This window comes from Sediminicoccus sp. BL-A-41-H5, assembly GCF_050632405.1.
GTDB lineage: Bacteria > Pseudomonadota > Alphaproteobacteria > Acetobacterales > Acetobacteraceae > Roseococcus.
Map to the genome: position 1 here is coordinate 3,379,446 of NZ_CP192601.1, position 20,526 is coordinate 3,399,971.

At 70.3% G+C, this 20,526-nt stretch carries 24 protein-coding genes; 9 read left to right on the plus strand and 15 right to left on the minus strand.

The window, feature by feature from the left end:
- Window positions 1-14: 14 nt before the first annotated feature.
- The 5 genes from mobA to ACQ860_RS16570 all read right to left on the minus strand — a co-directional run bounded on the left by mobA (window position 15) and on the right by ACQ860_RS16570 (window position 4,501).
- On the minus strand, window positions 15-620 hold the full coding sequence (gene mobA, locus ACQ860_RS16550; protein ID WP_431304434.1) for a molybdenum cofactor guanylyltransferase MobA: 606 nt from the start codon (window positions 618-620) through the stop codon (window positions 15-17).
- A 96-nt stretch (window positions 621-716) separates the two neighbouring features.
- Window positions 717-1,697, minus strand: a complete 981-nt coding sequence (locus ACQ860_RS16555) for a Bug family tripartite tricarboxylate transporter substrate binding protein (RefSeq protein ID WP_431304435.1) — start codon at window positions 1,695-1,697, stop codon at window positions 717-719.
- The gene (locus tag ACQ860_RS16560; RefSeq protein WP_431304436.1) at window positions 1,694-3,034 is read right to left on the minus strand and encodes an LLM class flavin-dependent oxidoreductase; all 1,341 of its coding nucleotides are present in this window, start codon (window positions 3,032-3,034) and stop codon (window positions 1,694-1,696) included. Before ACQ860_RS16560 ends, ACQ860_RS16555 begins: the two co-directional genes overlap by 4 nt.
- A 100-nt stretch (window positions 3,035-3,134) precedes the next feature.
- Window positions 3,135-4,016, minus strand: coding sequence for a formate dehydrogenase accessory sulfurtransferase FdhD (gene fdhD / locus ACQ860_RS16565; protein ID WP_431304437.1), 882 nt, complete (start codon window positions 4,014-4,016; stop codon window positions 3,135-3,137).
- 17 nt (window positions 4,017-4,033) lie between these two features.
- Window positions 4,034-4,501, minus strand: a complete 468-nt coding sequence (locus ACQ860_RS16570) for a hypothetical protein (RefSeq protein WP_431304438.1) — start codon at window positions 4,499-4,501, stop codon at window positions 4,034-4,036.
- A gap of 74 nt (window positions 4,502-4,575) precedes the next feature.
- On the opposite strand from ACQ860_RS16570, the gene ACQ860_RS16575 reads away from it, so the two are divergent.
- From ACQ860_RS16575 to ACQ860_RS16595, 5 genes are all read left to right on the plus strand, one after another.
- The gene (locus ACQ860_RS16575) at window positions 4,576-6,117 is read left to right on the plus strand and encodes an acetolactate synthase large subunit (protein WP_431304439.1); all 1,542 of its coding nucleotides are present in this window, start codon (window positions 4,576-4,578) and stop codon (window positions 6,115-6,117) included.
- 19 nt (window positions 6,118-6,136) lie between these two features.
- Complete coding sequence (locus ACQ860_RS16580) at window positions 6,137-7,048, plus strand: LysR family transcriptional regulator (protein WP_431304440.1); 912 nt, start codon at window positions 6,137-6,139, stop codon at window positions 7,046-7,048.
- Between the two features lie 198 nt (window positions 7,049-7,246).
- Window positions 7,247-7,627, plus strand: a complete 381-nt coding sequence (locus tag ACQ860_RS16585; RefSeq protein ID WP_431304441.1) for a VOC family protein — start codon at window positions 7,247-7,249, stop codon at window positions 7,625-7,627.
- Window positions 7,620-8,843, plus strand: a complete 1,224-nt coding sequence (locus tag ACQ860_RS16590) for a CaiB/BaiF CoA transferase family protein (RefSeq protein WP_431304442.1) — start codon at window positions 7,620-7,622, stop codon at window positions 8,841-8,843. Before ACQ860_RS16585 ends, ACQ860_RS16590 begins: the two co-directional genes overlap by 8 nt.
- Window positions 8,843-9,745 carry a hydroxymethylglutaryl-CoA lyase gene (locus ACQ860_RS16595; RefSeq protein WP_431304443.1) on the plus strand — a complete coding sequence of 301 codons (903 nt, stop codon included), beginning with the start codon at window positions 8,843-8,845 and terminating at the stop codon, window positions 9,743-9,745. The genes ACQ860_RS16590 and ACQ860_RS16595 overlap by 1 nt, the downstream gene beginning before the upstream one ends.
- Before the next feature lie 102 nt (window positions 9,746-9,847).
- Here the strand turns inward: ACQ860_RS16595 and phoB are convergent, their stop codons facing one another.
- From phoB to ACQ860_RS16630, 7 genes are all read right to left on the minus strand, one after another.
- Window positions 9,848-10,564, minus strand: coding sequence for a phosphate regulon transcriptional regulator PhoB (gene phoB, locus ACQ860_RS16600; RefSeq protein ID WP_431304444.1), 717 nt, complete (start codon window positions 10,562-10,564; stop codon window positions 9,848-9,850).
- Between the two features lie 13 nt (window positions 10,565-10,577).
- A complete protein-coding gene (phoU, locus tag ACQ860_RS16605) occupies window positions 10,578-11,300 on the minus strand; it encodes a phosphate signaling complex protein PhoU (RefSeq protein ID WP_431304445.1) in 723 nt (240 codons plus the stop codon).
- 11 nt (window positions 11,301-11,311) lie between these two features.
- Window positions 11,312-12,103 carry a phosphate ABC transporter ATP-binding protein PstB gene (pstB, locus tag ACQ860_RS16610; protein ID WP_431305774.1) on the minus strand — a complete coding sequence of 264 codons (792 nt, stop codon included), beginning with the start codon at window positions 12,101-12,103 and terminating at the stop codon, window positions 11,312-11,314.
- Window positions 12,104-12,169: 66 nt separating this feature from the next.
- Complete coding sequence (gene pstA, locus ACQ860_RS16615) at window positions 12,170-13,078, minus strand: phosphate ABC transporter permease PstA (protein WP_431304446.1); 909 nt, start codon at window positions 13,076-13,078, stop codon at window positions 12,170-12,172.
- Between the two features lie 10 nt (window positions 13,079-13,088).
- Window positions 13,089-14,054: a phosphate ABC transporter permease subunit PstC gene (gene pstC, locus ACQ860_RS16620; RefSeq protein ID WP_431304447.1), complete on the minus strand. Its 966-nt coding sequence runs from the start codon at window positions 14,052-14,054 to the stop codon at window positions 13,089-13,091.
- Window positions 14,055-14,114: 60 nt separating this feature from the next.
- Window positions 14,115-15,158: a phosphate ABC transporter substrate-binding protein PstS gene (gene pstS, locus ACQ860_RS16625; protein WP_431304448.1), complete on the minus strand. Its 1,044-nt coding sequence runs from the start codon at window positions 15,156-15,158 to the stop codon at window positions 14,115-14,117.
- A gap of 86 nt (window positions 15,159-15,244) precedes the next feature.
- Window positions 15,245-15,895: a DUF2336 domain-containing protein gene (locus tag ACQ860_RS16630; RefSeq protein WP_431304449.1), complete on the minus strand. Its 651-nt coding sequence runs from the start codon at window positions 15,893-15,895 to the stop codon at window positions 15,245-15,247.
- Between the two features lie 91 nt (window positions 15,896-15,986).
- Between ACQ860_RS16630 and ACQ860_RS16635 the strand changes: the two genes are divergently transcribed.
- From ACQ860_RS16635 to ACQ860_RS16650, 4 genes are read left to right on the plus strand one after another with little or no spacing between them, the layout of a single operon-like run.
- Entirely contained in the window at window positions 15,987-16,283 is a 297-nt protein-coding gene (locus ACQ860_RS16635) for a nitrile hydratase (RefSeq protein ID WP_431304450.1), read from the plus strand.
- Window positions 16,284-16,291: 8 nt separating this feature from the next.
- On the plus strand, window positions 16,292-16,591 hold the full coding sequence (locus ACQ860_RS16640; RefSeq protein ID WP_431304451.1) for an SH3-like domain-containing protein: 300 nt from the start codon (window positions 16,292-16,294) through the stop codon (window positions 16,589-16,591).
- Complete coding sequence (locus ACQ860_RS16645; protein ID WP_431304452.1) at window positions 16,591-17,199, plus strand: nitrile hydratase subunit alpha; 609 nt, start codon at window positions 16,591-16,593, stop codon at window positions 17,197-17,199. Before ACQ860_RS16640 ends, ACQ860_RS16645 begins: the two co-directional genes overlap by 1 nt.
- Window positions 17,196-18,518 carry an MFS transporter gene (locus ACQ860_RS16650; RefSeq protein WP_431304453.1) on the plus strand — a complete coding sequence of 441 codons (1,323 nt, stop codon included), beginning with the start codon at window positions 17,196-17,198 and terminating at the stop codon, window positions 18,516-18,518. The genes ACQ860_RS16645 and ACQ860_RS16650 overlap by 4 nt, the downstream gene beginning before the upstream one ends.
- Window positions 18,519-18,547: 29 nt before the next feature.
- On the opposite strand, the gene ureG is transcribed toward ACQ860_RS16650, so the two are convergent.
- Genes ureG through ACQ860_RS16665 form a run of 3 tightly spaced genes read right to left on the minus strand, consistent with a single transcriptional unit; the run spans window position 18,548 to window position 20,524 of the window.
- Window positions 18,548-19,252 (minus strand): urease accessory protein UreG, encoded by a 705-nt coding sequence (gene ureG / locus ACQ860_RS16655; RefSeq protein WP_431304454.1) that lies wholly within the window; start codon window positions 19,250-19,252, stop codon window positions 18,548-18,550.
- The gene (locus ACQ860_RS16660) at window positions 19,249-20,001 is read right to left on the minus strand and encodes an urease accessory protein UreF (protein WP_431305775.1); all 753 of its coding nucleotides are present in this window, start codon (window positions 19,999-20,001) and stop codon (window positions 19,249-19,251) included. The genes ureG and ACQ860_RS16660 overlap by 4 nt, the downstream gene beginning before the upstream one ends.
- The gene (locus ACQ860_RS16665; protein WP_431304455.1) at window positions 19,964-20,524 is read right to left on the minus strand and encodes an urease accessory protein UreE; all 561 of its coding nucleotides are present in this window, start codon (window positions 20,522-20,524) and stop codon (window positions 19,964-19,966) included. The genes ACQ860_RS16660 and ACQ860_RS16665 overlap by 38 nt, the downstream gene beginning before the upstream one ends.
- Window positions 20,525-20,526 lie beyond the last annotated feature (2 nt).

Consider the following 20,526-nt stretch of genomic DNA (forward strand, 5'->3'; position numbering starts at 1 on the left):
AGGCGGACCATCCGTTACGGCGAAATGCCCCGGTTGAGCAAGAGCTTCTCGGCCTCGGCCAGTTCCTCGGGGGTATTGGCGTTGAAGAAGGGGTCGAAGGGCTCCGTCGGCCATTCGGCCTCAGCGACGCCGTGGCGCGCGGTCCAGCGGTCGATCTTGCGCTCGCCTTCCGCCACGGCCTGGCGCAGGGCGGGTGCGAGGTCGCGCGGCCAGAGGGCGATGGGCGGGTGGGCGTAGCCGCCCGAGGCGGCGCAGGCCATGGGCGTGCCGGCCGCCTCGCGCGCCGCGTGCAGCCGGGCGACGAGGTCTTCCGGCAGGAAGGGGGAATCGCCCGGGACGGTGACGATCCAGGGCAGGGGCGAGGCCTCCATGGCGGCGAGGATGCCGGCCAGCGGCCCCGGGTGGTCGGGCAGGGTGTCGGGCAGCACGGGCAGGCCATGGGCGGCGAAGCGCGTGGGGTCGCCATTGGCGTTCAGCGCGAGCGCCGCGCATTGGGGCCTGAGGCGGGCGATGACGTGCTCGAGCATCGGCCGCCCGGCGAGGAGGCGGAGCGGCTTGTCCCCCCCGCCCATTCTGCGCGCGAGTCCCCCCGCCAGGATGACGCCATAGGTATCGTGCATCAGCCGCTTGTGTTGGCCTTGGGCGCGCCCGTCAATCGTCGGCGTCTGGGGCCGCCCGTTTCAGACCAAGGGGGCCCCAGCCGCCGGAGGCCCCTTTCAACTTTCCACCCTGACGTTCGCCTCCCGCGCGACCTGAGCCCAGCGCGCGACCTCGGAGGCCACGAAGGCCGTGTACTGCGCCGAGGACATGCGCCCCTCCGGCTGCATCGCCATGCCGCGCAGCAGCTCCTGCGCCTCGGGTGTCGCGAGCCAGGCGGCAAGGCTGGCATTGAGGCGCGCCACCAGCGCAGGCGGCATGCCGGCAGGGCCGGAGAAGCCGTACCAGGCGCTGGCGACCATCTGCGGATAGCCTTGTTCGGCCCAGGTCGGCGCGTCGGGGAAGGCCGGCATGCGGCTCGGGGCGGCGACGGCGAGGCAGCGGATGCGCCCGGCCAGCATCGGCCCGCTATGCGAGGAGGGGTTGTCCGAGACCAGCTCCAGCTGCCCGGCCAGCATGTCGAGCTGCGCGGGGGCCGAGCCGCGATAGGAGACATGCTGCACGGGGATGCCGAGCGTCCGGCCGGCGAGTTCACCGGTCAGATGGCCCAGGCTGCCGATGCCGGGGGAGCCGAAGTTCACCGGCGTGCCGCGCGCCCGGGCGGAGGCGACGAGGCCGGCGAGGTCGCGGTAGGGCGCGTTGCCGCTGGCCAGCAGCACCATGGGCGCGGTGCCGACCAGGCCGATATGGGTGAAGTCGTTCATCGGGTGATAGGGCAGGTCCGGGTAGAGGCCCGGGGCCACGCCATGCGCCGCGCTGCTGGTGACGAGCAGCGTGTAGCCATCGCCCGGCGAGCGGCCGACATGCGCGGTGCCGATGCGCCCGCCGGCGCCGCTGCGCGCATCCACCACGAAGGGCTGGCCGTATTCGCGCTCCATGTGGCGGCCCATGGAGCGGGCGATGGCGTCCAGCGCGCCGCCGGCCGCGAAGGCGATGACGAGGCGCACGGGGCGGTTGGGCCAGCCATCCACGGTCTGCGCCGAGGCGAGGGCAGGGAGCGCCAGCGGGGCGGCGAGCAGCGAACGGCGGGGGAACGTCATGCTTGGGTCTCCTCAGCGGGGTGGCGGGGGCGCGGCAGGCCGAGATGCTCGCGGAGCGTGGTGCCCGTGTAGTCCTGGCGGAACAGGCCGCGGCGCTGGAGCTCGGGCACCACCTTGTCCACGAAATCCTGCAGGCCGCGCGGCATGACGGGGAAGGTGACCATGAAGCCGTCGCAGGCGCCGGCCTCCATCCATTCCTGCATGAGGTCGGCGATCTGCGTGGGGGAGCCGCAGAGCGTGGCCTTGCTGCGGTTGTAGCGGGCGGCGACCTGGCGGAGGGTGAGACCCTCGCGGATCAGGCCGGCGATCTCGGCGAAATAGGCCTGGTGGTGGTTGCTGGCGGCGGGGATGCGGTGCTTGGGCACGGGCTCGTCCAGCGGCAGGTCGCTGAGGTCGGTCTCCAGGTCCTGGCCGAGGCGCATCACGCCGACGGCGGGGTGCAGCAGCTCCTGGTATTCGCGGTTCAGGGCCTCGGCCTCCTCGGCCGTGTCGCCGACGATGACGGTGATGCCGCCCAGGATCTTCAGCGTGTCCGGCGCGCGGCCGTATTTCGCCATGCGGCCCTTGAGGTCCTGATAGAAGGCCACGCCGCCCTGGATGGTGGCGGAGGTGCCGAAGACCACCTCGGCCGTGGCGGCGGCGAGTTCCTTGCCTGTGTCCGAGGCGCCGGCCTGGATGATGACGGGATGGCCCTGCGGGGCGGGGGCGATGTTCAGCCCGCCATGCACGCGGAAATGCTTGCCCTCATGCTGGACGAGGTGGAATTTCGCGGGGTCGAAGGTGAGCTTCTCGGTCGTGTCGTAGAGGAAGGCATCCGGCTCCCAGCTGTTCCAGAGCTTCTTCACCACCTCCACGAATTCCGCCGCGCGCTCATAGCGCTCGCCATGCGGGGCGAGCTTCGCGTGGCCGAAATTGCGCGCGGCGTAGTCATTGGCGGAGGTGACGACGTTCCAGGCCGCGCGTCCCTGCGAGATGTGGTCGAGCGAGGCGAAGAACCGCGCCACGTTGTAGGGCTCGCTGAAGCTGGTGGAGACGGTGGCGCCGAGGCCGATGCGGCTGGTGGCGCCGGCGACGGCGGCCAGCATCGTCAGCGGCTCCAGCTGATTCATGAAGGTGGGGGCGTGGCTCCAGATGCGCATGTTGTCGGTGCGCACGGTGGGCGTGTCGGCGATGAAGAAGAGGTCGAACTTCCCCTGTTCCGCGATCTGCGCGATGCGCTGCCACCAGGCGATATCGGTGCCGGCATCGGGCTGCGCGCCGGGGGCGAGCCAGGCGGCGAGGTGGTTGCCATTGGGCTGGACCAGGGTGGCGAGGGCGATCTGGCGAGGCGCGGTCATCGGAGGATGATGCGCCGCTCACCTCCGATGAAAAGGGCCTTTGAATCGGATGAACATTTTTTGACCGGACGAATTGCCGGTTTGTTGGGCGGATCGAAGCTTATTCTGCTTCCGCGGCGTTCTTGCGCCAGTGTTTCGCGCTCTCCTCCTCGACGTAGCGAAGGTCGGCGTCGAAGACCATGCGGGTCTCGCCGGCCAGCACGGTGAAGCGCCTGCCCTTGCAGCGGCCGATCAGGGTGAGGTTCGCCTCGCGCGCCAGTTCGACGCCCCAGGCGGTGAAGCCGGAGCGCGAGAGCAGGATGGGAATGCCCATCCGCACCGTCTTGATCACCATCTCCGAGGTCAGGCGGCCCGTGGTGTAGAAGATCTTGTCGGCGCCGGAGACGCCATTGCGGAACATCCAGCCCGCGATCTTGTCCACCGCATTGTGGCGGCCGACATCCTCCATGTAGCAGAGCGGCTGGTCGGCCAGCGCCAGCGCGCAGCCATGGATGGCGCCCGCCTCGAGATAGAGCGAAGGGATCGTATTGATCCGGTGCAGCAGGCGGTAGAGGTCGCTGGTGCGCAGCTTCACCTCGGGGGAGAGCCGGACGCTGGCGAAACCCTCCATCAGGTCGCCGAAGGCGGTGCCCTGGGCGCAGCCGGAGGTGAGCGTCTTCTTCTTCAGCTTCTCCTCGAAGTTGGTGCGTGCCTCGGTGCGGACGACGACGACGCCGAGGTCGTCATCATAATCCACGCCGGTCAGCTTATCCTCGGCGCGGAGCATGCCCTGGTTCAGCAGGTAGCCGACGGCGAGATCCTCCGGCCGGTCGAGGATGGTCATCATCGTCACGATCTCCTGCCCGTTCAGGTAGAGCGTGAGGGGGCGTTCCATGGTGACGCTCGTCTCCACCTCGGCGCCGGTGTGGTCGAGGCCGGTGACGCGGCGGGTCAGGCGGGGGTCGGCGGGGTCCGGGCGGACCTGGAGGTCGGGCGTGTCCATGCCCGCCATATGGCGGTTCAGCCGCGCACCGCGAAGGGGCGCAGCAAGAAGACCGTGCCGAAGCCGAAGCTGGCATTGAGGATGACGGCGCGGATCAGCGCGGGTTCATTGGCGCTGTTCAGCACGGGCAGGCCGATCAGGCCGGGCAGGGCGGTGGTCTCGGCCGCCGTGATGGCGATGCCGCCGAAGAGCAGTCCGAGCGGCAGGTCGAAATTGCCGACGCGCGTGATGCGGACCAGCACGGCGATGATGACGCCCCAGACGCCGCCCCAGAGGCCCAGCAGGGCGAGCATGGGGAGGCCATAGGGCGGGACGGGCCGGAAATCGAAGGCCATCGGGAAGCGGCCGACCGCATCGGTCAGCATGGGCAGCTTGTGGGCGTGGTGGTGCAGCACATGCAGGAAGGCCTGGTGGAAGGCCATCATGGCCAGCGCGCCCACGATGAAGCCGATGAACCAGATCTTGCTGCCCGTGGACTTCGACATCACGCCCCCCGTCTTGCCCGGAATCCATCTCTGGCCCAGGCTGCCGGATACGTCCAGCCTTTGGGAGAATTTGCGTGAACGGTGCCGAAAGCCTTGTGCATAGCCTGCTGAAGAGCGGCGTGGAGGTCTGCTTCTCCAACCCCGGCACGAGCGAGATGCATTTCGTGGCGGCGCTGGACCGCATCCCCGGCATGCGCTGCGTCCTGGGCCTGCAGGAGAATGTGGTGACCGGCGCGGCCGATGGCTATTGGCGCATGACGGGCAAGCCGGCGGTGACGCTGCTGCATTGCGGGCCGGGCCTGGCGAATGGCCTCTCCAACCTGCACAACGCCCGGCGCGCGCGCTCGGGCATCGTGAACTGCGTGGGCGACCAGGCGACCTATCACCGCCCCTATGACGCGCCGCTCACGGCCGATACCGAGGGCTTCGCGCGCGGCGTCTCGCAATGGGTGCGCACCAGCACGCGGGCGCAGGATGTGGGCGCCGATGCGGCGACGGCGGTGCAGGCCGCCCGCACGTCGCCCGGGCAGATCGCCACCATGATTCTGCCCTCCGACACCTGCTGGGATGAGGGCGGCGTGGTGGCGGATGCCCTCCCGGTGCCGGCCGTGCCCCAGGCCGAGATGCATGCCATCCGCAACGCCGCGCGCGTGCTGCGGGAGAAGAAGAACGTGCTGGTGCTGCTGGGCGGCACCATGGGCACGAGCGAGGCGGCGCAGGTGGAGGCCAACCGCATCGCGCAGGCGACCGGCGCGCATCTTCTGGCAGAGACGTCGAACGCCAAGTTCCAGCGCGGCCGCGGCCGGCTGCAACTGGAGCGCGTGCCCTATCCGGCGGACCAGGCGATCGCGCGGCTGAAGGATTATGAGCAGATCATCCTGGTGGGTTCCAAGGCGCCGATCGGCTTCTTCGCCTATCCGAACATGCCCTCGAAGCACCATCCGGAGCATGCCGCCATCACCGTGCTGACGCGGCCCGAGCAGGATGCCGTGACGGCGCTGCGCGCGCTGGCCGATGAGCTGAGTGCCCCCCAGGTGGCGATGCCCGATCCCGGCCCCCGCCCCGAGGCGGTGCGCGGCGCGCCGACGCCCGAGGGCCTGGCGCGCACCGTCGCCGCGCTGATGCCGGAAGGCGCCATCATCGTGGATGAGGCGGTGAGCTATGGCCGCGGCTTCTTTCCGCACACCCATGCCGCGCCCAAGCATGACTGGCTGCAGATCACGGGCGGCGCCATCGGCTGCGGCGTGCCGCTGGCGACCGGGGCTGCCATCGGCGGTGGCGGGCGGCGCGTGATCGCGCTGCAGGCGGATGGGTCGGCCATGTACACCGTGCAGGGCCTCTGGACCCAGGCGCGCGAGAAGCTGCCGGTGACCACGATCATCCTCTCGAACCGCAAGTACCAGATCCTGATCGGCGAGTATCACAATGTGGGCGCGAACCCGGGCCCGACGGCGATGAACATGCTGGACCTGGGCAACCCCGACATCGGCTGGGTGAAGCTGGCGGAATCCATGGGGGTGGAGGCCGCGCAGGCGACCACGCTGGACCAGGTGGCGGACCTGATGGCGCAGAGCATGTCGCGCCCCGGGCCGTTCCTGATCGAACTGGTCATCTGACCGCGCGTCGGGCGATGCCGTGACGCTGCGCCATCGCCCGAACTGGGCCAGCCTCGGGCTCGATCTCGTCACGCTGCGGGTCTTCGCCGCGGCGGTGGAGGAGCGCAGCCTGGCCCGCGCGGCGGAGCGCGAGCATCTCGCGCCCTCCGCCGTCAGCCGCCGCATCACGGAGCTGGAGGCGCGGGTGGGCGTGCCGCTGCTGCGCCGCCATGACCGCGGCGTGGAGCCGACCGATGCGGGCCGGATGCTGCTGGAGCGCCTGGGGGACCTCTTCGGCCTGCTGGAGCGGATGGCGGCGGAGCTGGAGGCGCATGCGGGCGGGGCGCGCGGCAGCGTGGTGCTGCATGCCAATATCTCCGCCATCAGTGGGCCGCTGCCCGATGTGCTCTCGGCCTTCCTGCGGGCGCATCCCGGCCTGCGCATCTCGCTGGAGGAACGCACCAGCGTGGAGATCCTGCACGCGGTGCAGACCGGGGTGGCGGAGCTCGGCATCTTCTCCGGCACCATCCCCGCCCCCGAGGGGCTGACGGTGCTGCCCTGGCGGGAGGAGCCGCTGGTCGTGCTGCTGCCCGCGGGCCACCCGCTCGCCACGCGCGCAAGCCTGCGCCTCGCCGAGCTGATCGGGGAACCCTTCGTGGGCCTGCAGGAGCCGAGCGCGCTGCAGCGCCTCTATCGCTTCGAGGCGGAGCGGCTCGGCGGGCGGCTGCATGAGCGCGTGCTGGTCGCGAGCTTCGACGGCGTGCGGCGGCTGGTGGGGGCGGGGCTCGGGCTTTCCATCCTGCCGGCGGCGGCGATGGCCGGGGGCGAGGGCCTGGTGACGCGGCCGCTGGACGAGCCCTGGGCGCTGCGCCCGCTGGCGCTCTGCCTGCGCCAGCCCGAGGGGCTTTCCGCCGCGGCGCGGCTGCTGCTGGAGCATCTCCTGGCGCCATAGAGCATGATGCGTTGAGCCGGCATCGCCGAGGCGCTGAATCGTCCTCTCCGCAAGAGATTGGACGGCCCGGAGTGAACGCGGCGCGGTCCAGGGGGCAGCCCTTGCCGATCCGCGACGCCTGCCGTGCCGAATGACGACTGGAGCGGCGTGGTGGTGCTCGTCATGGTGCGGTGGTGCCGTGAAGGAGCCTTGCGAGCGATGATCGATCGCCTCGACCATTTCGTGCTGACCGTGGCCGATGCCGCGGCGACACTCGATTTCTACGTCCGCGGCCTCGGCATGCGCGAGGAGCGCTTCGGCGAGGGGCGCCTCGCGCTCGTCTTCGGGCGGCAGAAGATCAACATCCATGTCGCGGATGCCGCGCCCATCCTGCCGCGCGCAGCGCGGCCCGTGCCGGGCAGCGCCGACATCTGCCTCATCGCCGCCCTGCCGCTGGCGGAGGTGGAGGCGCATCTCCGACGCGAGGGCTTCGTGATCGAACTCGGCCCCGTGCCGCGCACCGGGGCCACGGGGCCGATCACCTCGCTCTATCTGCGCGACCCGGATGGGAACCTGGTGGAGGTGTCCAGCTATGGCTGAGGCTTCGGGCCCGCTGGCCGGGCTGCGCGTGCTCGAGCTCGGGCATTTCGTGGCCGCCCCCTTCTGCACGCGGCTGCTGGGGGATCTGGGTGCGGATGTCATCAAGGTGGAGCCGCCCGGCGCGGGCGATCCGGTGCGGCAATGGGGCGCGCGGGTGAAGGGCCAATCGGCCTGGTGGTCCGTGCATGGCCGCAACAAGCGCTGCATCACGCTCGACCTCAAGACGCCGCGCGCGCGGGAGATCGTGCTCGGCCTCGTCGCGCAATGCGACGTGCTGGTGGAGAATTTCCGCCCAGGTCAGCTCGACCGTCTGGGCCTTTCGGAGGCGGCGCTGCGCGCGGCGCGGCCCGACCTCGTGATCGGGCGCATCTCGGGCTACGGGCAGGACGGGCCGCAGCGGGACCGGGCGGCCTTCGGCGTGATCGGCGAGGCGGTGGGCGGGTTGCGGCACCTGACCAACCACGCGCCCGGCACGACCGATCTGCCGCCCGTGCGCGTCGGCGTCAGCATCGGCGACAGCGTGGCCGGCATCTACGCCGCCTTCGGCATCATGGCCGCGCTGTGGCGGCGGGATGCGGCGCGGGATGGCGATGGGCGGGGGCGCAGCCTCGATGTCGCGCTCACGGAATCCATCTTCAGCCTGCTGGAGGGCGCGCTGCCGGAATATGGCGCGCTGGGCACGGTGCGGCAGCCTACGGGTGGGGCCATCGCCACGGCGGCGCCGACCAATGCCTATCGCGCGAGGGACGGCGCCTGGGTGCTGATCGCGGCCAATTCCGATCCGCTCTTCCGGAAGCTCGCCGCGCTGATGGGCCGGCCGGAGCTGCTGGAGGATGCGCGTTTCACCGGCAACCAGGCGCGCGTCGCGCACAGCGCGGCGCTGGATGCGGAGATCGGCGCCTGGACGGCGCGCTACGATGCCTCGGAGCTGGAGCGGCTGCTGGAGGCGGCGGATGTGCCGGCGACGCGCGCCTACACCGTCGCGGATTGCGCGGCCGACCCGCAGTTCCGCCATCGCGGCATGGTGCGCGAGGTCGAGGACGCGCAGCTCGGCCCCATGCTGCATCCAGGCATCGTGCCGATGGTGACCGAGGAGCCCGGCGCGATCCGCTGGGCCGGGCCGCCGGTGGGTGCCCATACCGAGGAGGTCTTCGCGGGGCTGCTCGGGCTTTCCGCGGCCGAGATCGCGGCCCTGCGCCGGGAAGGAGTGTGCTGATGTCCAGGGTTATCGAGATCGTCGAGGTGACGCCGCGCGATGGGTTCCAGCCCATCGGGCCCTGGATCCCGACGGAGGTGAAGGTGGATTTCCTGCGCCGGCTGGCGGCCACGGGCCTGCGCCGCATCGAGATCGGCTCCTTCGTCAGCGCCTCGGCCATCCCGCAGTTGCGGGACACGGCGGCGCTGGTGGAGGCGGCGGCCGCGCTGCCCGGTCTCCGGCCGCAGGTGCTGGTGCCGACGGCGCGCCGCGCGGAGGAGGCGGTGGCGGCTGGCGCGCGCTTCCTGGTCTATGTGCTCTCCGCCTCCGAGGCGCACAACCAGAGCAATCTACGCCGCTCCGTCGCGCAATCCGTGGAGGATTACGCCCGTATGCTGGACGCGCTGCCGGCGGATATGGAACTGCGGATCAACCTCGCCACCGCCTTCGACTGCCCCTTCGACGGGCGCATCGCGGTGGAGCCCGTGCTGGCGCTGATCACGCGCCTGGCCGCGCTGCGGCCGGATGTGGAGATCTGCCTCTGCGACACGACGGGGCGGGCGACTCCGGATCATGTGGCGGAACTCTTCGCGGCGGCGATGGCCGCGGCACCCGGCGTCGCGGCCTGGGCCTATCACGCGCATGACACCTATGGGATGGGCCTGGCCACGACCCATGCGGCCTATCGCGAGGGCATCCGCATCTTCGACGCGGCGGCGGGCGGTCTGGGCGGCTGCCCCTTCGCGCCGGGGGCGACGGGCAATGTCGCGACCGAGGATGTGGTCTGGATGTTCGAGCGCATGGGGATCGCGACGGGCGTGGCGCTCGACGCGCTGCTGCCGGTGGCGCGGGATGCGGCGGCGCTGCCTGGCGCCGCGGCGGGTGGGCGCGCGCGGGCGGCGTTGCTTGGATGCAGCGCATGATCCGCTGAGGCGGCACGGCGAAGCGGTGAATCATTCGCTCAGCCTGGGCGCATGATCCGCTGAGGCGGCACGGCGAAGCGGCGGATCATCCGCCCGGGCGGGTCAGCCCCCGTCCGCGTCCAGCGCGTAGCCCGCCGAGCGCACGGTGCGGATCAGGTCCACCTCGCCCTCATTGTTGATGGCCTTGCGCAGGCGGCGGATATGCACGTCCACCGTGCGCAGCTCCACATGGATGTCCCGGCCCCAGACGGCGTCGAGCAACTGTTCGCGCGTGAAGACGCGGCGCGGGTGGGAGAGGAAGAATTCCAGCAGCCGGTATTCGGTCGGGCCCAGATGCAGCGCGCGGCCATTGCGCGTGACGCGATGCGCGTCCTGGTCCATGGCGAGGTCTGCATAGGTGATGCTGCCCTTGGCCGGCACGCTGGCCGAGCGGCGCAGCAAGGCGCGGATGCGGGCCAGCAGCGCCTCCACCGCGAAGGGCTTGGCGATGTAGTCATCGGCGCCGGTGTCCAGCGCGCGGACCGCGTCCTGGTCCTCGGTGCGGGCGGTGACCATGATGACGGGCAGGTCGCGCGTGGCGGGCCGGCGCCGGATTTGCCGGCAGACCTCGATGCCCGACATCGCGGGCAGCATCCAGTCGAGGAGCACCAGGTCCGGCTTGGCTTCGGCGATGCGGATCAGCGCCTCCTGCCCATCCGTCGCTTCTTCGACGTGGAAGCCCTGACGCTCCAGGTTGTAGCGGAGCAGAGCGAGCAGGGCCGCCTCATCCTCGACGACGAGGATGGTGGGCTTGGCCCCGCCATGGAAGCCTTCGGGCATGGCGCGCATTCCTCTAGCTGGGCGGGTTGACCACGGCCGAGGCGGAGATGTCGGCCTTGGGCCGGTCCTCGGTCAGCGGCGTGCCGAGCACGGCGAAATGCACGCGCTCGGCGATGTTGGTGGCGTGGTCGCCGATGCGCTCCATGTTCTTCGCGATGAAGAGCAGGTGCGTGGCGGCGGTGATGTTCCGCGGATCTTCCATCATGAAGGTCAGCATCTCGCGGAAGATGCCGTTGTAGATGCCGTCGATGGGCTCGTCATTCGCCCAGACGGCGTCGGCCTGGGCGTGGTCCTCCTCGACCAGGGCGTCGATGGCGCCCTTGAGGTTCTCCTGCACCAGCTCGGCCATGCGCTCGAAGCCGTTGAGGCTGCCGAGAAGCGGCTGCTGGGAGACGACGATGGCCCGCTTCGCGCCGTTGCGCGCATAGTCGCCGATGCGCTCCAGGTCCTGGCTGATCTTCATGCAGGCGATGATGAGGCGGAGGTCCTGCGCCATGGGCTGGCGCAGGGCGAGGAGGCGGACGCAGAACTGCTCCACCTCGCGCTCCATGTCGTCCAGCAGCTTGTCGCGCGCCACCACCTCGGCGGCGAGCTTGTTGTCGCGGCGGATCAGGGCGTCGGCGGCATCGGCCACCTGGCGCTCGGCGAGGCCGCCCATGCGGGCGATCATCTCGCGCAGGCGCTTGAGGTCTTCCTCGTAGGATTTGACGATGTGCGAGGGGGAACCGTTGGGCATGGGCGTGCTCCTCAGCCGAACCGGCCGGTGATGTATTCCTGCGTCTTGCGCTGCTTGGGGGCGGTGAACATCTCGGCCGCGGGTGCGACCTCGATCAGCTCGCCCAGGTAGAAGAAGGCCACCTGGTCCGCGCAGCGCGCCGCCTGCTGCATGTTGTGCGTGACGATGGCGATGGTGAAGTCGCGCTTCAGCTCGTCGATGAGCTCCTCGATCTTCAGCGTGCTGATCGGGTCGAGCGCGCTGGTCGGTTCGTCGAAGAGGATGACCTCGGGGCGGACGGCGATGGTGCGCGCGATGCAGAGGCGCTGCTGCTGGCCGCCCGAGAGGCCCATGGCATTGGCCTGGAGGCGGTCCTTCACCTCGCCCCAGATGGCGGCGCGGGTCAGCGCCCATTCGACGCGCTGGTCCATCTCGGCCTTGGAGAGCTTCTCGTGCAGGCGCACGCCGAAGGCGATGTTCTCGTAGATGGTCATCGGGAAGGGGGTCGGCTTCTGGAAGACCATGCCGACCTTGGAGCGCAGCTCGTTGATGTCCACCGACGGGTCAATGAGGTTCTGGCCGTCCATCATCACCTCGCCCTCGGCGCGCTGGCCGGGGTAGAGGCTGTACATGCGGTTCATCACGCGCAGCAGGGTGGACTTGCCGCAGCCCGACGGGCCGATCATCCCGGTCACCTGGCGGTTGGGGAAGTTCAGGTTGATGCCCTTCAGCGCCTTGGGCAGCGTCGGGCCGTAGTAGAAATCGAGGTTGCGGATGCTGATGCGGTTGTCGGTGTTCAGCACCGCATCCGAGCGCGCCTGCATGCCGCCGAAGCCGGAGGGCGCTTCGATGTTGGTCTGGGTGTCGGAGTTCATGGCCATGCCCTCACTCTACTTGCGCTTGCGGAGCAGAACCCGCGCGATGATGTTGACGGCGAGAACGCCGAGGGTGACGAGCAGCGCGCCTGCCCAGGCGATGCTGATCAGGTCGGGGAAGCCGGAATTGGCCTGCTGGTAGATGGCGATGGGAAGGGACGCCATGGCGGTGCCGAGGTCCGTGCTCATCACATTGTTGCCGAAGCTCGTCAGCAGCAGCGGCGCCGTCTCGCCCGCGATGCGCGCGAAGGCAAGCAGCACGCCGGTGACGATGCCCGAGACCGCCGCGCGCCAGCAGACCAGCACCACCATCTTCCACTTGGGGGCCCCCAGCGCCACCACCGCCTCGCGCAGCGTGTTGGGGATGAGCTGGAGCATGTCCTCCGTCGTGCGGACGACGACGGGGATGACGATGACGGCGAGCGCCAGCGTGCCGGCGAGGCCGGAGAAGCCGCCCATGGGCAGCACCACGAGCTGGTAGATGAAGAGGCCGATCAGGATCGAGGGTGCCGAGAGCAGCACGTCCGAGACGAAGCGCACCGCCTCGCCCAGCTTCGAGCCGCGCGCATATTCGGCGAGGTAGGTGCCGACCAGAAGGCCGATGGGCGTGCCGATCGCGGTTGCCAGCGCAGTCTGGATCAGCGTGCCGACGATGGCGTGCGAGAGGCCGCCGCGCGGCGCCGTGTCATCGCCATAGGTCGTGGGCTCGAAGGGCTTGGTCAGCACGGTCCAGTCGAGGGCCGCAAAGCCGCGGAGGAAAAGCGTGACCAGGATGGAGGCGAGGAAGATCAGCCCGATCACCGTCGCGGCGACGCAGGCGTACTGGATGGTCTTGTCCACCAGGCGGCGGCGGCGGCCGAGCGCGCGGGCGACCGCCATGTTCTTGGCCGGCGCGGCGGCGGGGTTGAAGGTCGTGGTGCTCATGGCGTGCTCCTCACTTCAGCCGCGAGCGCAGCAGCCAGCGCGAGGTGGCCAGCACGATGAAGGAGATGACGAAGAGGAGGAAACCCAGCGCCAGCAGCGAGGACTGCTTGAGGCTGCCCATCAGGCTCTCCGGGAATTCCATCGCGACCACCGAGGCGATGGTGGTGGAAGGGTCGAAGATCGAGGTGAAGATGCGGTTCGCGTTGCCGATGACGAAGGTGACGGCCATGGTCTCGCCCAGTGCGCGGCCCAGGCCCAGCATGATGCCGCCGACGACGGAGACGCGCGTGTAGGGGATCACCACGCCGCGCATCACCTCCCAGCGCGTGGCGCCCAGGCCATAGGCGCTTTCCTTGTAGACCGGCGGCACCTGGAGAAACACGTCGCGCATCGTGGCCGCGATGAAGGGCAGGATCATGATGGCCAGCACGATCGAGGCGGCGAAGACCGAGGTGCCGGCGAAGTTGTTGCTGTCGAAGATGGCGCCCACCAGCGGCAGCCCGCTCAGCGTCTCGCCGAAGGGGAGCTGGATGTAGTTCTGGATGATCGGCACCAGGACGAAGAGGCCCCACATGCCGAAGATGATGGAGGGGATGGCGGCCAGCAGCTCGATCGCGGTGCCGACGGGCTGGCGCAGCCAGGGCGGCGCCAGTTCGGTCAGGTAGAAGGCGATGCCGAAGGCGGCGGGCACGGCGATGAGGATGGCGAGGATGGAGGTGACGATGGTGCCCAGCACCGGCACCAGCGCGCCGTAATTCTCGCGCCCCTCGACCGGCTGCCACGCGGTGGACCAGAGGAATTGCAGGCCGAACTCGCGGAAGGCCGGCAGGCCACCCACGAAGAGCGTCAGGATGATGGCGCCCAGCAGGGCCAGCACCAGCAGGCCGGCGCCCCGGCAGAGCCATTCGAAGAGCTTGTCCCCGAAGGCCCCGCTGGAGCCGCGTGGCTTCGCGAGGGGGGTGATGGATTGCGACACGCCGGAACCTCGTCCTTCAGCGGAAACAGGAAGGGGGCGGTTGCCCGCCCCCTTGAGACGTCAGCTCCAGATAGCCGCACCGGCCGGATCGCGCACCTGGCTCCAGCTTGTGCGGATCGCGGTGTGCACCGCCTCGGGCAGGGCGATGTATTCCAGGCGGCGTGCGGCGTCGGCGCCGTTGCGGAAGGCCCAGTCGAAGAAGCGCATGGTGTTGCGGCTGCCCGCCACACGGTCCGCCACCGGGTTGGTCGGCAGCAGGATGAAGGTGGGCGAGACGATCGGCCACACATCGGCGCCCGGCAGGTCCACCATGTCGGCTGCGAAGCCGGGGCGGGTCCAGTCGGCGGCGGCGGCCGCGGCCTGGAAGCTCGCCATCACGGGGGTGATGAAGTTGCCGGCCTTGTTGCGGATCTGCGTCGTGATCAGGCGGTTCACGGTCGCGTAGGCGTTCTCGGTGTAGCCGATGGCGCCCGGCGTGTTGCGGACGGCGTTGGACACACCCTCATTGCCACGCGCGCCGTTGCCGACCGGCCATTGCACGCTGGTCGCGGCGCCGGGGCCGTTCTTCCAGGCCTCGGAAACGCGGGAGAGGTAGGTGGTGAAGACGAAGGTGGTGCCCGAGGCATCGGCGCGATAGGCGGGCGAGACGGGCAGGTTGGGCATGCGCAGGTCGCGGTTCAGCTCGACCAGGCGGGCGTCGTTCCAGCGGGTGATGCGGCCCAGGAAGATGTCGGTGATGACTTCCGGCGTCAGCTTCAGCGCGTTGTCGGCGACACCCGGCAGGTTCACGATGAGCACGACCGAGCCCATGACGGTCGGGAACTGGATCAGGTTGCGCTCGCGCAGCTGCGCCTCGGAGAGGGGGGCGTCGGTCGCGCCGAAATCCACGGTGCGGTTGGTGATCTGGTTGATCCCGCCGCCGGAGCCGATGGACTGGTAGTTCAGGATGATGCCCGCGCCCTCGCGCGCGGCCTGGCCCCAGCGCTCATAGACCGGGCGGGGGAAGGTGGCGCCGGCGCCGGTGATGGTGGCCTGCTGCGCCAGGCCCGTCCGGGGCAGCAGGGGCAGGAGGGCGGGCAGGGCCAGGAGGGAGCGTCGGTTCACACATGGTCTCCATTTGGATCGGTCGCGCGGAGTCCCCTCCGCGCTCGGCGGGCGGAGGGGTAGGCGCGCGGGGAGACGCTGGTGTTTCAGATTTGTGAAGCTTCGATGACACCGACCTTTGGGGCGAGTTGTCCATGCGCCGTCATGGCCTTGTCATCGGCCTCGGCCGGCAGGCGGGCCGTGGGGTTGCGGCGCAGCGCCGCCATGGCCGCCGCATCGCCACTGAGCAGGATGGCGCGGGCCACGGGCTCCGTCAGGTTCAGCCTGCGTGCAACGGAGGGGCGGGCCTGGGGCTCGCGGACCAGTTCCAGCAGGTCCGGCTCGGTCAGCACGCGGGAGAGGCGGATCAGCGGCTCGCTCACGCCGGGCTCCGGATCCCGCGCCAGGGTGAGGACCAGGTCATGCGGGGCGTCGGGCAGGTCGGTCAGGGTGTCGGCGACGGCGTGGCGGACCTGGGGCGATTCGTCCCGGGCGAGGCGGCGGAGCCGGGCCCAACCGAGCTCGGCCAGTTCCGTCGCGTGGAGCGCGAGCTTGCGGGCCAGGCTGGCGCGGATCTCCGCCACCGGGTCACGCGCCAGCAGGGCATCGGCCAGGCGCGGCGCATGCGGGTTGGCGGCGACGGCGAGGCGCACCGGCAGCGCCTCATCGGCGGCCAGCAGCAGCAGGGGGGCATCGGGGCGGGTGGCCAGCGCCAGGCGCTCGGGCAGAGCGCCGGCCGAGGGGAAACGGTGGAGCATGGCGGGAGGATGCCGGGGCAAGCTTGCGAAGCTGTGAAGATGGCGCGCCGGACGGTTGCGAGGGCGGGGCGCGCGGGCGTAGGCTCTCGCCATGGACACGCCCCAACCCGCGCCGGCCCAGCACGACCTGGGCGGCAATCCCCGCTTCCGCTGCACCCCCGTCGAGCCCGATGCCGATGGCCCGCCCGATGATTTCGGCAAGCGCGTGGACGCGCTGCGCGTGGTGCTGCGCGAGAAGGGCCTGCTGACCACCGATGAGCAGCGCCTGAACATCGAAAGCCTGCCCGAGGCCGAGTATTTCGGCCTGACCTATTACGAGAAATGGCTGCGCGCCATCGCCGCGGTCATGCTCGCCAAGGGCGCGGTGAGCTGGGAGGAATTGCAGTGAGCACCGGCGTGGGTGAGATCTCCGCGGCCCGCTTCAAGGCCGGCCAGCGCGTGCGGGTGAAGGATGCGCGGCCCGAGCGCATCGCGCGGCTCCATTTGCGCACGCCGCATTACGTGCGTGGCCGCATGGGCACGGTGACGCGGGCGCTGGGCACCTTCCCCAACCCCGAGGACATCGCCTTCAACCGCCCGGCCGAGCCGCGCGTGCTCTATCATGTGCTGTTCGACCAGCCGCCCGTCTGGAACGAGGGCGAGGCAGGCGACACCTTGCTGATCGAGTTGTTCGAACACTGGCTGGAGGAAGCGTGATGGCTGGCTACGAAGCGCGCCCCGAGAGCGTCGCCCTCCTGGAAAAGCTGGTCGCCGCGCTGAAGTCGCGCGGCATCGTGACCGAGGAGGAGATCGCGCTGCGCCGGACCATCGCCGAGCGCGCGAATCCCGAGACCGGCGCCCGCATGGTTGCCCGCGCCTGGGTGGATCCCGAATGGCGCGAATTCCTGCTGCGCGACGGCACGGCGGCGGCCGAGGCCATGGGCGTCTCGATGAAGGGCAACCCGCCGCTCGGCGTGCTGGAAGACACGGAGAGCGTGCATCATCTGGTCGTCTGCACGCTGTGCTCCTGCTATCCGCGCGCCGTGATCGGCTATCCGCCGCATTGGTACAAATCGGCCGCCTATCGCTCGCGCGCCGTCCGTGAGCCGCGCGCGGTGCTGGCCGAATTCGGCACGGTGCTGCCCGCCGGCATCCAGGTGCGCGTGGTGGACAGCACGGCGGATTTCCGCTGGATGGTGCTGCCGCTCCGCCCGCCCGGCACCGAGGGCTGGAGCGAGGATGAGCTGACCGCGATCGTCTCGCGCGACCACCTGGTCGGCGTCTCCCTCCCGCAGGCCACGCGGAAGGTTTCGCACGCGGCGTGAGCCCACAGGCGGAGGCGGACGGCCTCCCGGAACCCCGGCGCACCCGCTCCGCCGCCTGCATCGCGGCCGGGATCGCGCTCACCGTGCTCGATGCCGCGATGGTCAATATCGCGCTGCCCTCGGCGGCGCGGGACCTGGGGCTGACGCCGGCGGATTCGGTCTGGGTGGTGAATGCCTACCAGATCACCGTCGTCGGCACGCTCATTCCCTTCGCGGCGCTGGGCGAGATCGCGGGCTTCAAGCGCGTCTGGAATGCGGGACTCGCGCTGTTTCTCCTGTCCGCGCTGTGTTCCGCGCTGGCGCCGAATTTCGAGGCGCTGCTGGCGGCGCGCATCGCGCAGGGGCTGGGCGGGGCGGCGGTGATGAGCCTGATGTCCGGGCTGGTGCGGCACACCTACCCGATCGCGCAGCTGGGCCGCGCCATCGGCTTCAACGCCATGGTGGTGGCGCTGTGCTCGGCGACCGGGCCCTCGCTGGGGGCGGCGGTGCTGGCGGTGGCGGATTGGCCGGCGGTGTTCCTGGTGCATCTGCCCGTGGGCCTCGCCGCGCTGATCTTCGGCGCTCGGGTGCTCCCCGACGTGCCGCCGCAGGCACGCGCCTTCGACCTGGGCGCGGCGGCCATGAACGTGGCCGCCTTCGGGCTGGTGTTCCTGGGGCTGGACCTCATCCTGCATTGGCCGGTGCCGGGCTTCGTCGCGTTGGTGCTCGGCATCTTCACGGGCGCGCTGCTGATCCGGCGCGAGATGGCGCGCTCGGTGCCTTTGCTGCCTTTGGACCTCTTGCGCATCCGCACGGTGCGGCTCGCCATCGCCGCCTCCATCTGCATGTTCGCGGCCCATATGGTGACGGTCATCTCCATGCCCTTCCACCTCTCGGCGGCGGGATTCACGCCGGTGCAGATCGGGCTGATCATCACGCCCTATCCGATCGCGGTCGGCCTGCTCGCCCCCATCGCCGGGCGCTTCGCGGACCGCACGGCCTCGGCGCTGCCCGTCGCGGCCGGCGGTGGCGTGCTGGCGCTGGCGCTGCTGCTGCTTGGCAGCATCCCGGCCAGCCTCTGGGTCTGCGGCGCGCTCCTGCTGGCGGGCATCGGCTTCGGTTGCTTCCAGGCGCCGAACAACCGCGCGATCCTCTCCAGCGCGCCGCGCCACCGCGCCGGCAGCGCCGGCGGCATGCAGGCGACGGCGCGCGTGCTGGGGCAAAGCCTGGGGGCGACGACGGCCGCCGCCTGCTTCACCCTGGCGGGGCCATGGGCCGGGTTCTATTGCGGGGCGGTGCTGGCGGTGGCGGCGGGCGTGCTGAGCCTCGCGCGGAGATAAGGCAAAAAGGGCCTCCGGCGGCTGGGGCCTCAGGCCCCAGACCCCACCAATTGGCGGGATTCGCGCGTGGCGAGCCCGCCCTGCTCCAGGATGAAGTCGGCGATCTCGGCCACGCCCTTGTCGATCTTCAGGTTGCTGAAGATGAAGGGCCGCTGGCCGCGCATGCGGCGCGCATCGCGGTCCATCACGGAGAGATCGGCGCCGACGAGCGGGGCCAGGTCGATCTTGTTGATCACCAGAAGGTCCGAACGCGTGATGCCCGGGCCGCCCTTGCGGGGGATCTTGTCGCCCGCGCTCACGTCGATCACGTAGATGGTGAGGTCGGCCAGTTCGGGGCTGAAGGTGGCGGCCAGATTGTCGCCGCCGCTCTCGATGAAGAGCACCTCGAGATTCGGAAAGCGCGCGGACATGTCATCCACCGCGGCCAGGTTGATCGAGGCATCCTCGCGGATCGCGGTGTGCGGGCAGCCGCCGGTTTCCACGCCCATGATGCGGTCCGCGTCCAGCGCGCCCGCGCGTGTCAGGAATTCGGCGTCTTCCTTGGTGTAGATGTCGTTGGTGATGGCGGCGATGTCGTGCGTCTGGCGCAGCAGGCGGCAGAGGCGCTCGACCAGCGCCGTCTTGCCCGAACCGACAGGGCCGCCGACGCCGACGCGGAAGGGACCATGCCCCGTCCGATGACCGGAGGGCCCTTGCCCGGAGGTCTGAGTCGGCCGGGCGGAAACATCACTCATGAGCGGAAAAGCCTCGTGTATTGGGTTTCGTGGCGCATGGAGAGCATGTCGAGCAGCGGTGACGCCGTGCCGAGTTCGTCCAGCGGGGTGGTCAGCGCCGCATCGGCGCATTCGGTGATGATGGGGAGCAGGGCGGCGGTGGCGATCTGCCCGTCGGTCTGGCCGAGCGGGATGAGGCGCACGCCGGCCGAGACGAGATTGGCGCAGAAGCCCTGCAGGAAGGCGAAGAGGGCAGGGCGGAGCGGCATGCCGGCCATGCCGGCGGCAGCGCCGAAGGCGACGGCGTGGGAGAGCCGGCCGCGATGCCGCGCTGCGAAGGCCGCGAAGCGCGCATCGGGCCAGCAGGTGGCGGTGACGCTGGCGAAGCTGCCGCCCTGCTGGGTGGATTCCAGCGCGGTTTCGGCCGTGCCGCGCCAGGCGAAGGCGAGTTCGGCGATCTCGTCCAAGGCTTCGTCACTCTGGGCCGGCGATTCACGCCCTTCGCCAAGAGGCTCAGGGCGATCGCGGCCAGCAGCCCGATGGGCCTGCGCGAAGAGCACCGCATCCACCCGCCCCGCGCCCTGGCGCAGCACGCTCGCGATATAGGCCACGAGCTCGGCCTGGCGCTTCAGACGGCCTTCCTCCACCGCCATCTCGATGCCGTGGCTGTAGCTGAAGCCGCCCACCGGATAGGCGGGCGAGGTCCAGGCCATCAGGCGGAAGAGGTCGGCGTCAGTCACCGGGATGGTGGTGGTGCCCGTTGTCATCATGGTGGTGATGATGGTGGCCGTCGCCGTGGTGGTGGTGATGATGCCCGTGTTCGTGGCCGTGGTGGTGCTGATGGGCGGAGCGGTTGTGCTCGCCATAGGCGCCGCCCTCGGGGTTGAAGGGCGCGCGCACCTTCTGCAGATGCGCGCCCAGGCCGCGCAGCATCTGCTCGATCACGTGATCCTCTCGGATCAGGATGCGGTGTTCCTGGAGTTCGGCGGGAAGGTGCCGGTTGCCCAGGTGCCAGGCCAGGCGGATCATCTCCGCCGCGTTATGCGCGCGGATTTCCACCAGCGGCTCCTCGGCGGCACGGACCAGGACGACGCGGCCGTCGTCAAGGATCAGGCCATCGCCCTCCCGCAGCACCTGGGCTTCCGCGAGGTCCAGCACGAAGGGGATGCCGCCGGCCGTCTCATAGCGCTTGCGGCGGCGGTAGCGGTCGTCGAAGTCGAGGCGCACCTCGGCATCGGCGGTGAAGCTTCCGGGGGGGGCGACGCGCGTGGCGCGGGGGAGGATGTCGTGCATCG

Excerpts from the sequence above, each read along its gene's own strand:
- ACQ860_RS16665 (WP_431304455.1), bottom strand. The coding sequence starts at position 20,524 with ATGCACGACATCCTCCCCCGCGCCACGCGCGTCGCCCCCCCCGGAAGC.
- ureG (WP_431304454.1), bottom strand. The coding sequence starts at position 19,252 with ATGAGTGATGTTTCCGCCCGGCCGACTCAGACCTCCGGGCAAGGGCCC.
- ACQ860_RS16590 (WP_431304442.1), top strand. The coding sequence starts at position 7,620 with ATGGCTGAGGCTTCGGGCCCGCTGGCCGGGCTGCGCGTGCTCGAGCTC.
- phoU (WP_431304445.1), bottom strand. The coding sequence starts at position 11,300 with ATGCCCAACGGTTCCCCCTCGCACATCGTCAAATCCTACGAGGAAGAC.
- pstB (WP_431305774.1), bottom strand. The coding sequence starts at position 12,103 with ATGCAGGCGCGCTCGGATGCGGTGCTGAACACCGACAACCGCATCAGC.
- ACQ860_RS16585 (WP_431304441.1), top strand. The coding sequence starts at position 7,247 with ATGATCGATCGCCTCGACCATTTCGTGCTGACCGTGGCCGATGCCGCG.
- ACQ860_RS16645 (WP_431304452.1), top strand. The coding sequence starts at position 16,591 with ATGGCTGGCTACGAAGCGCGCCCCGAGAGCGTCGCCCTCCTGGAAAAG.
- ACQ860_RS16660 (WP_431305775.1), bottom strand. The coding sequence starts at position 20,001 with ATGATGACAACGGGCACCACCACCATCCCGGTGACTGACGCCGACCTC.
- pstA (WP_431304446.1), bottom strand. The coding sequence starts at position 13,078 with ATGAGCACCACGACCTTCAACCCCGCCGCCGCGCCGGCCAAGAACATG.
- phoB (WP_431304444.1), bottom strand. The coding sequence starts at position 10,564 with ATGCCCGAAGGCTTCCATGGCGGGGCCAAGCCCACCATCCTCGTCGTC.
- ACQ860_RS16555 (WP_431304435.1), bottom strand. The coding sequence starts at position 1,697 with ATGACGTTCCCCCGCCGTTCGCTGCTCGCCGCCCCGCTGGCGCTCCCT.
- fdhD (WP_431304437.1), bottom strand. The coding sequence starts at position 4,016 with ATGGACACGCCCGACCTCCAGGTCCGCCCGGACCCCGCCGACCCCCGC.
- ACQ860_RS16635 (WP_431304450.1), top strand. The coding sequence starts at position 15,987 with ATGGACACGCCCCAACCCGCGCCGGCCCAGCACGACCTGGGCGGCAAT.
- mobA (WP_431304434.1), bottom strand. The coding sequence starts at position 620 with ATGCACGATACCTATGGCGTCATCCTGGCGGGGGGACTCGCGCGCAGA.
- ACQ860_RS16595 (WP_431304443.1), top strand. The coding sequence starts at position 8,843 with ATGTCCAGGGTTATCGAGATCGTCGAGGTGACGCCGCGCGATGGGTTC.
- ACQ860_RS16630 (WP_431304449.1), bottom strand. The coding sequence starts at position 15,895 with ATGCTCCACCGTTTCCCCTCGGCCGGCGCTCTGCCCGAGCGCCTGGCG.
- ACQ860_RS16570 (WP_431304438.1), bottom strand. The coding sequence starts at position 4,501 with ATGTCGAAGTCCACGGGCAGCAAGATCTGGTTCATCGGCTTCATCGTG.
- ACQ860_RS16560 (WP_431304436.1), bottom strand. The coding sequence starts at position 3,034 with ATGACCGCGCCTCGCCAGATCGCCCTCGCCACCCTGGTCCAGCCCAAT.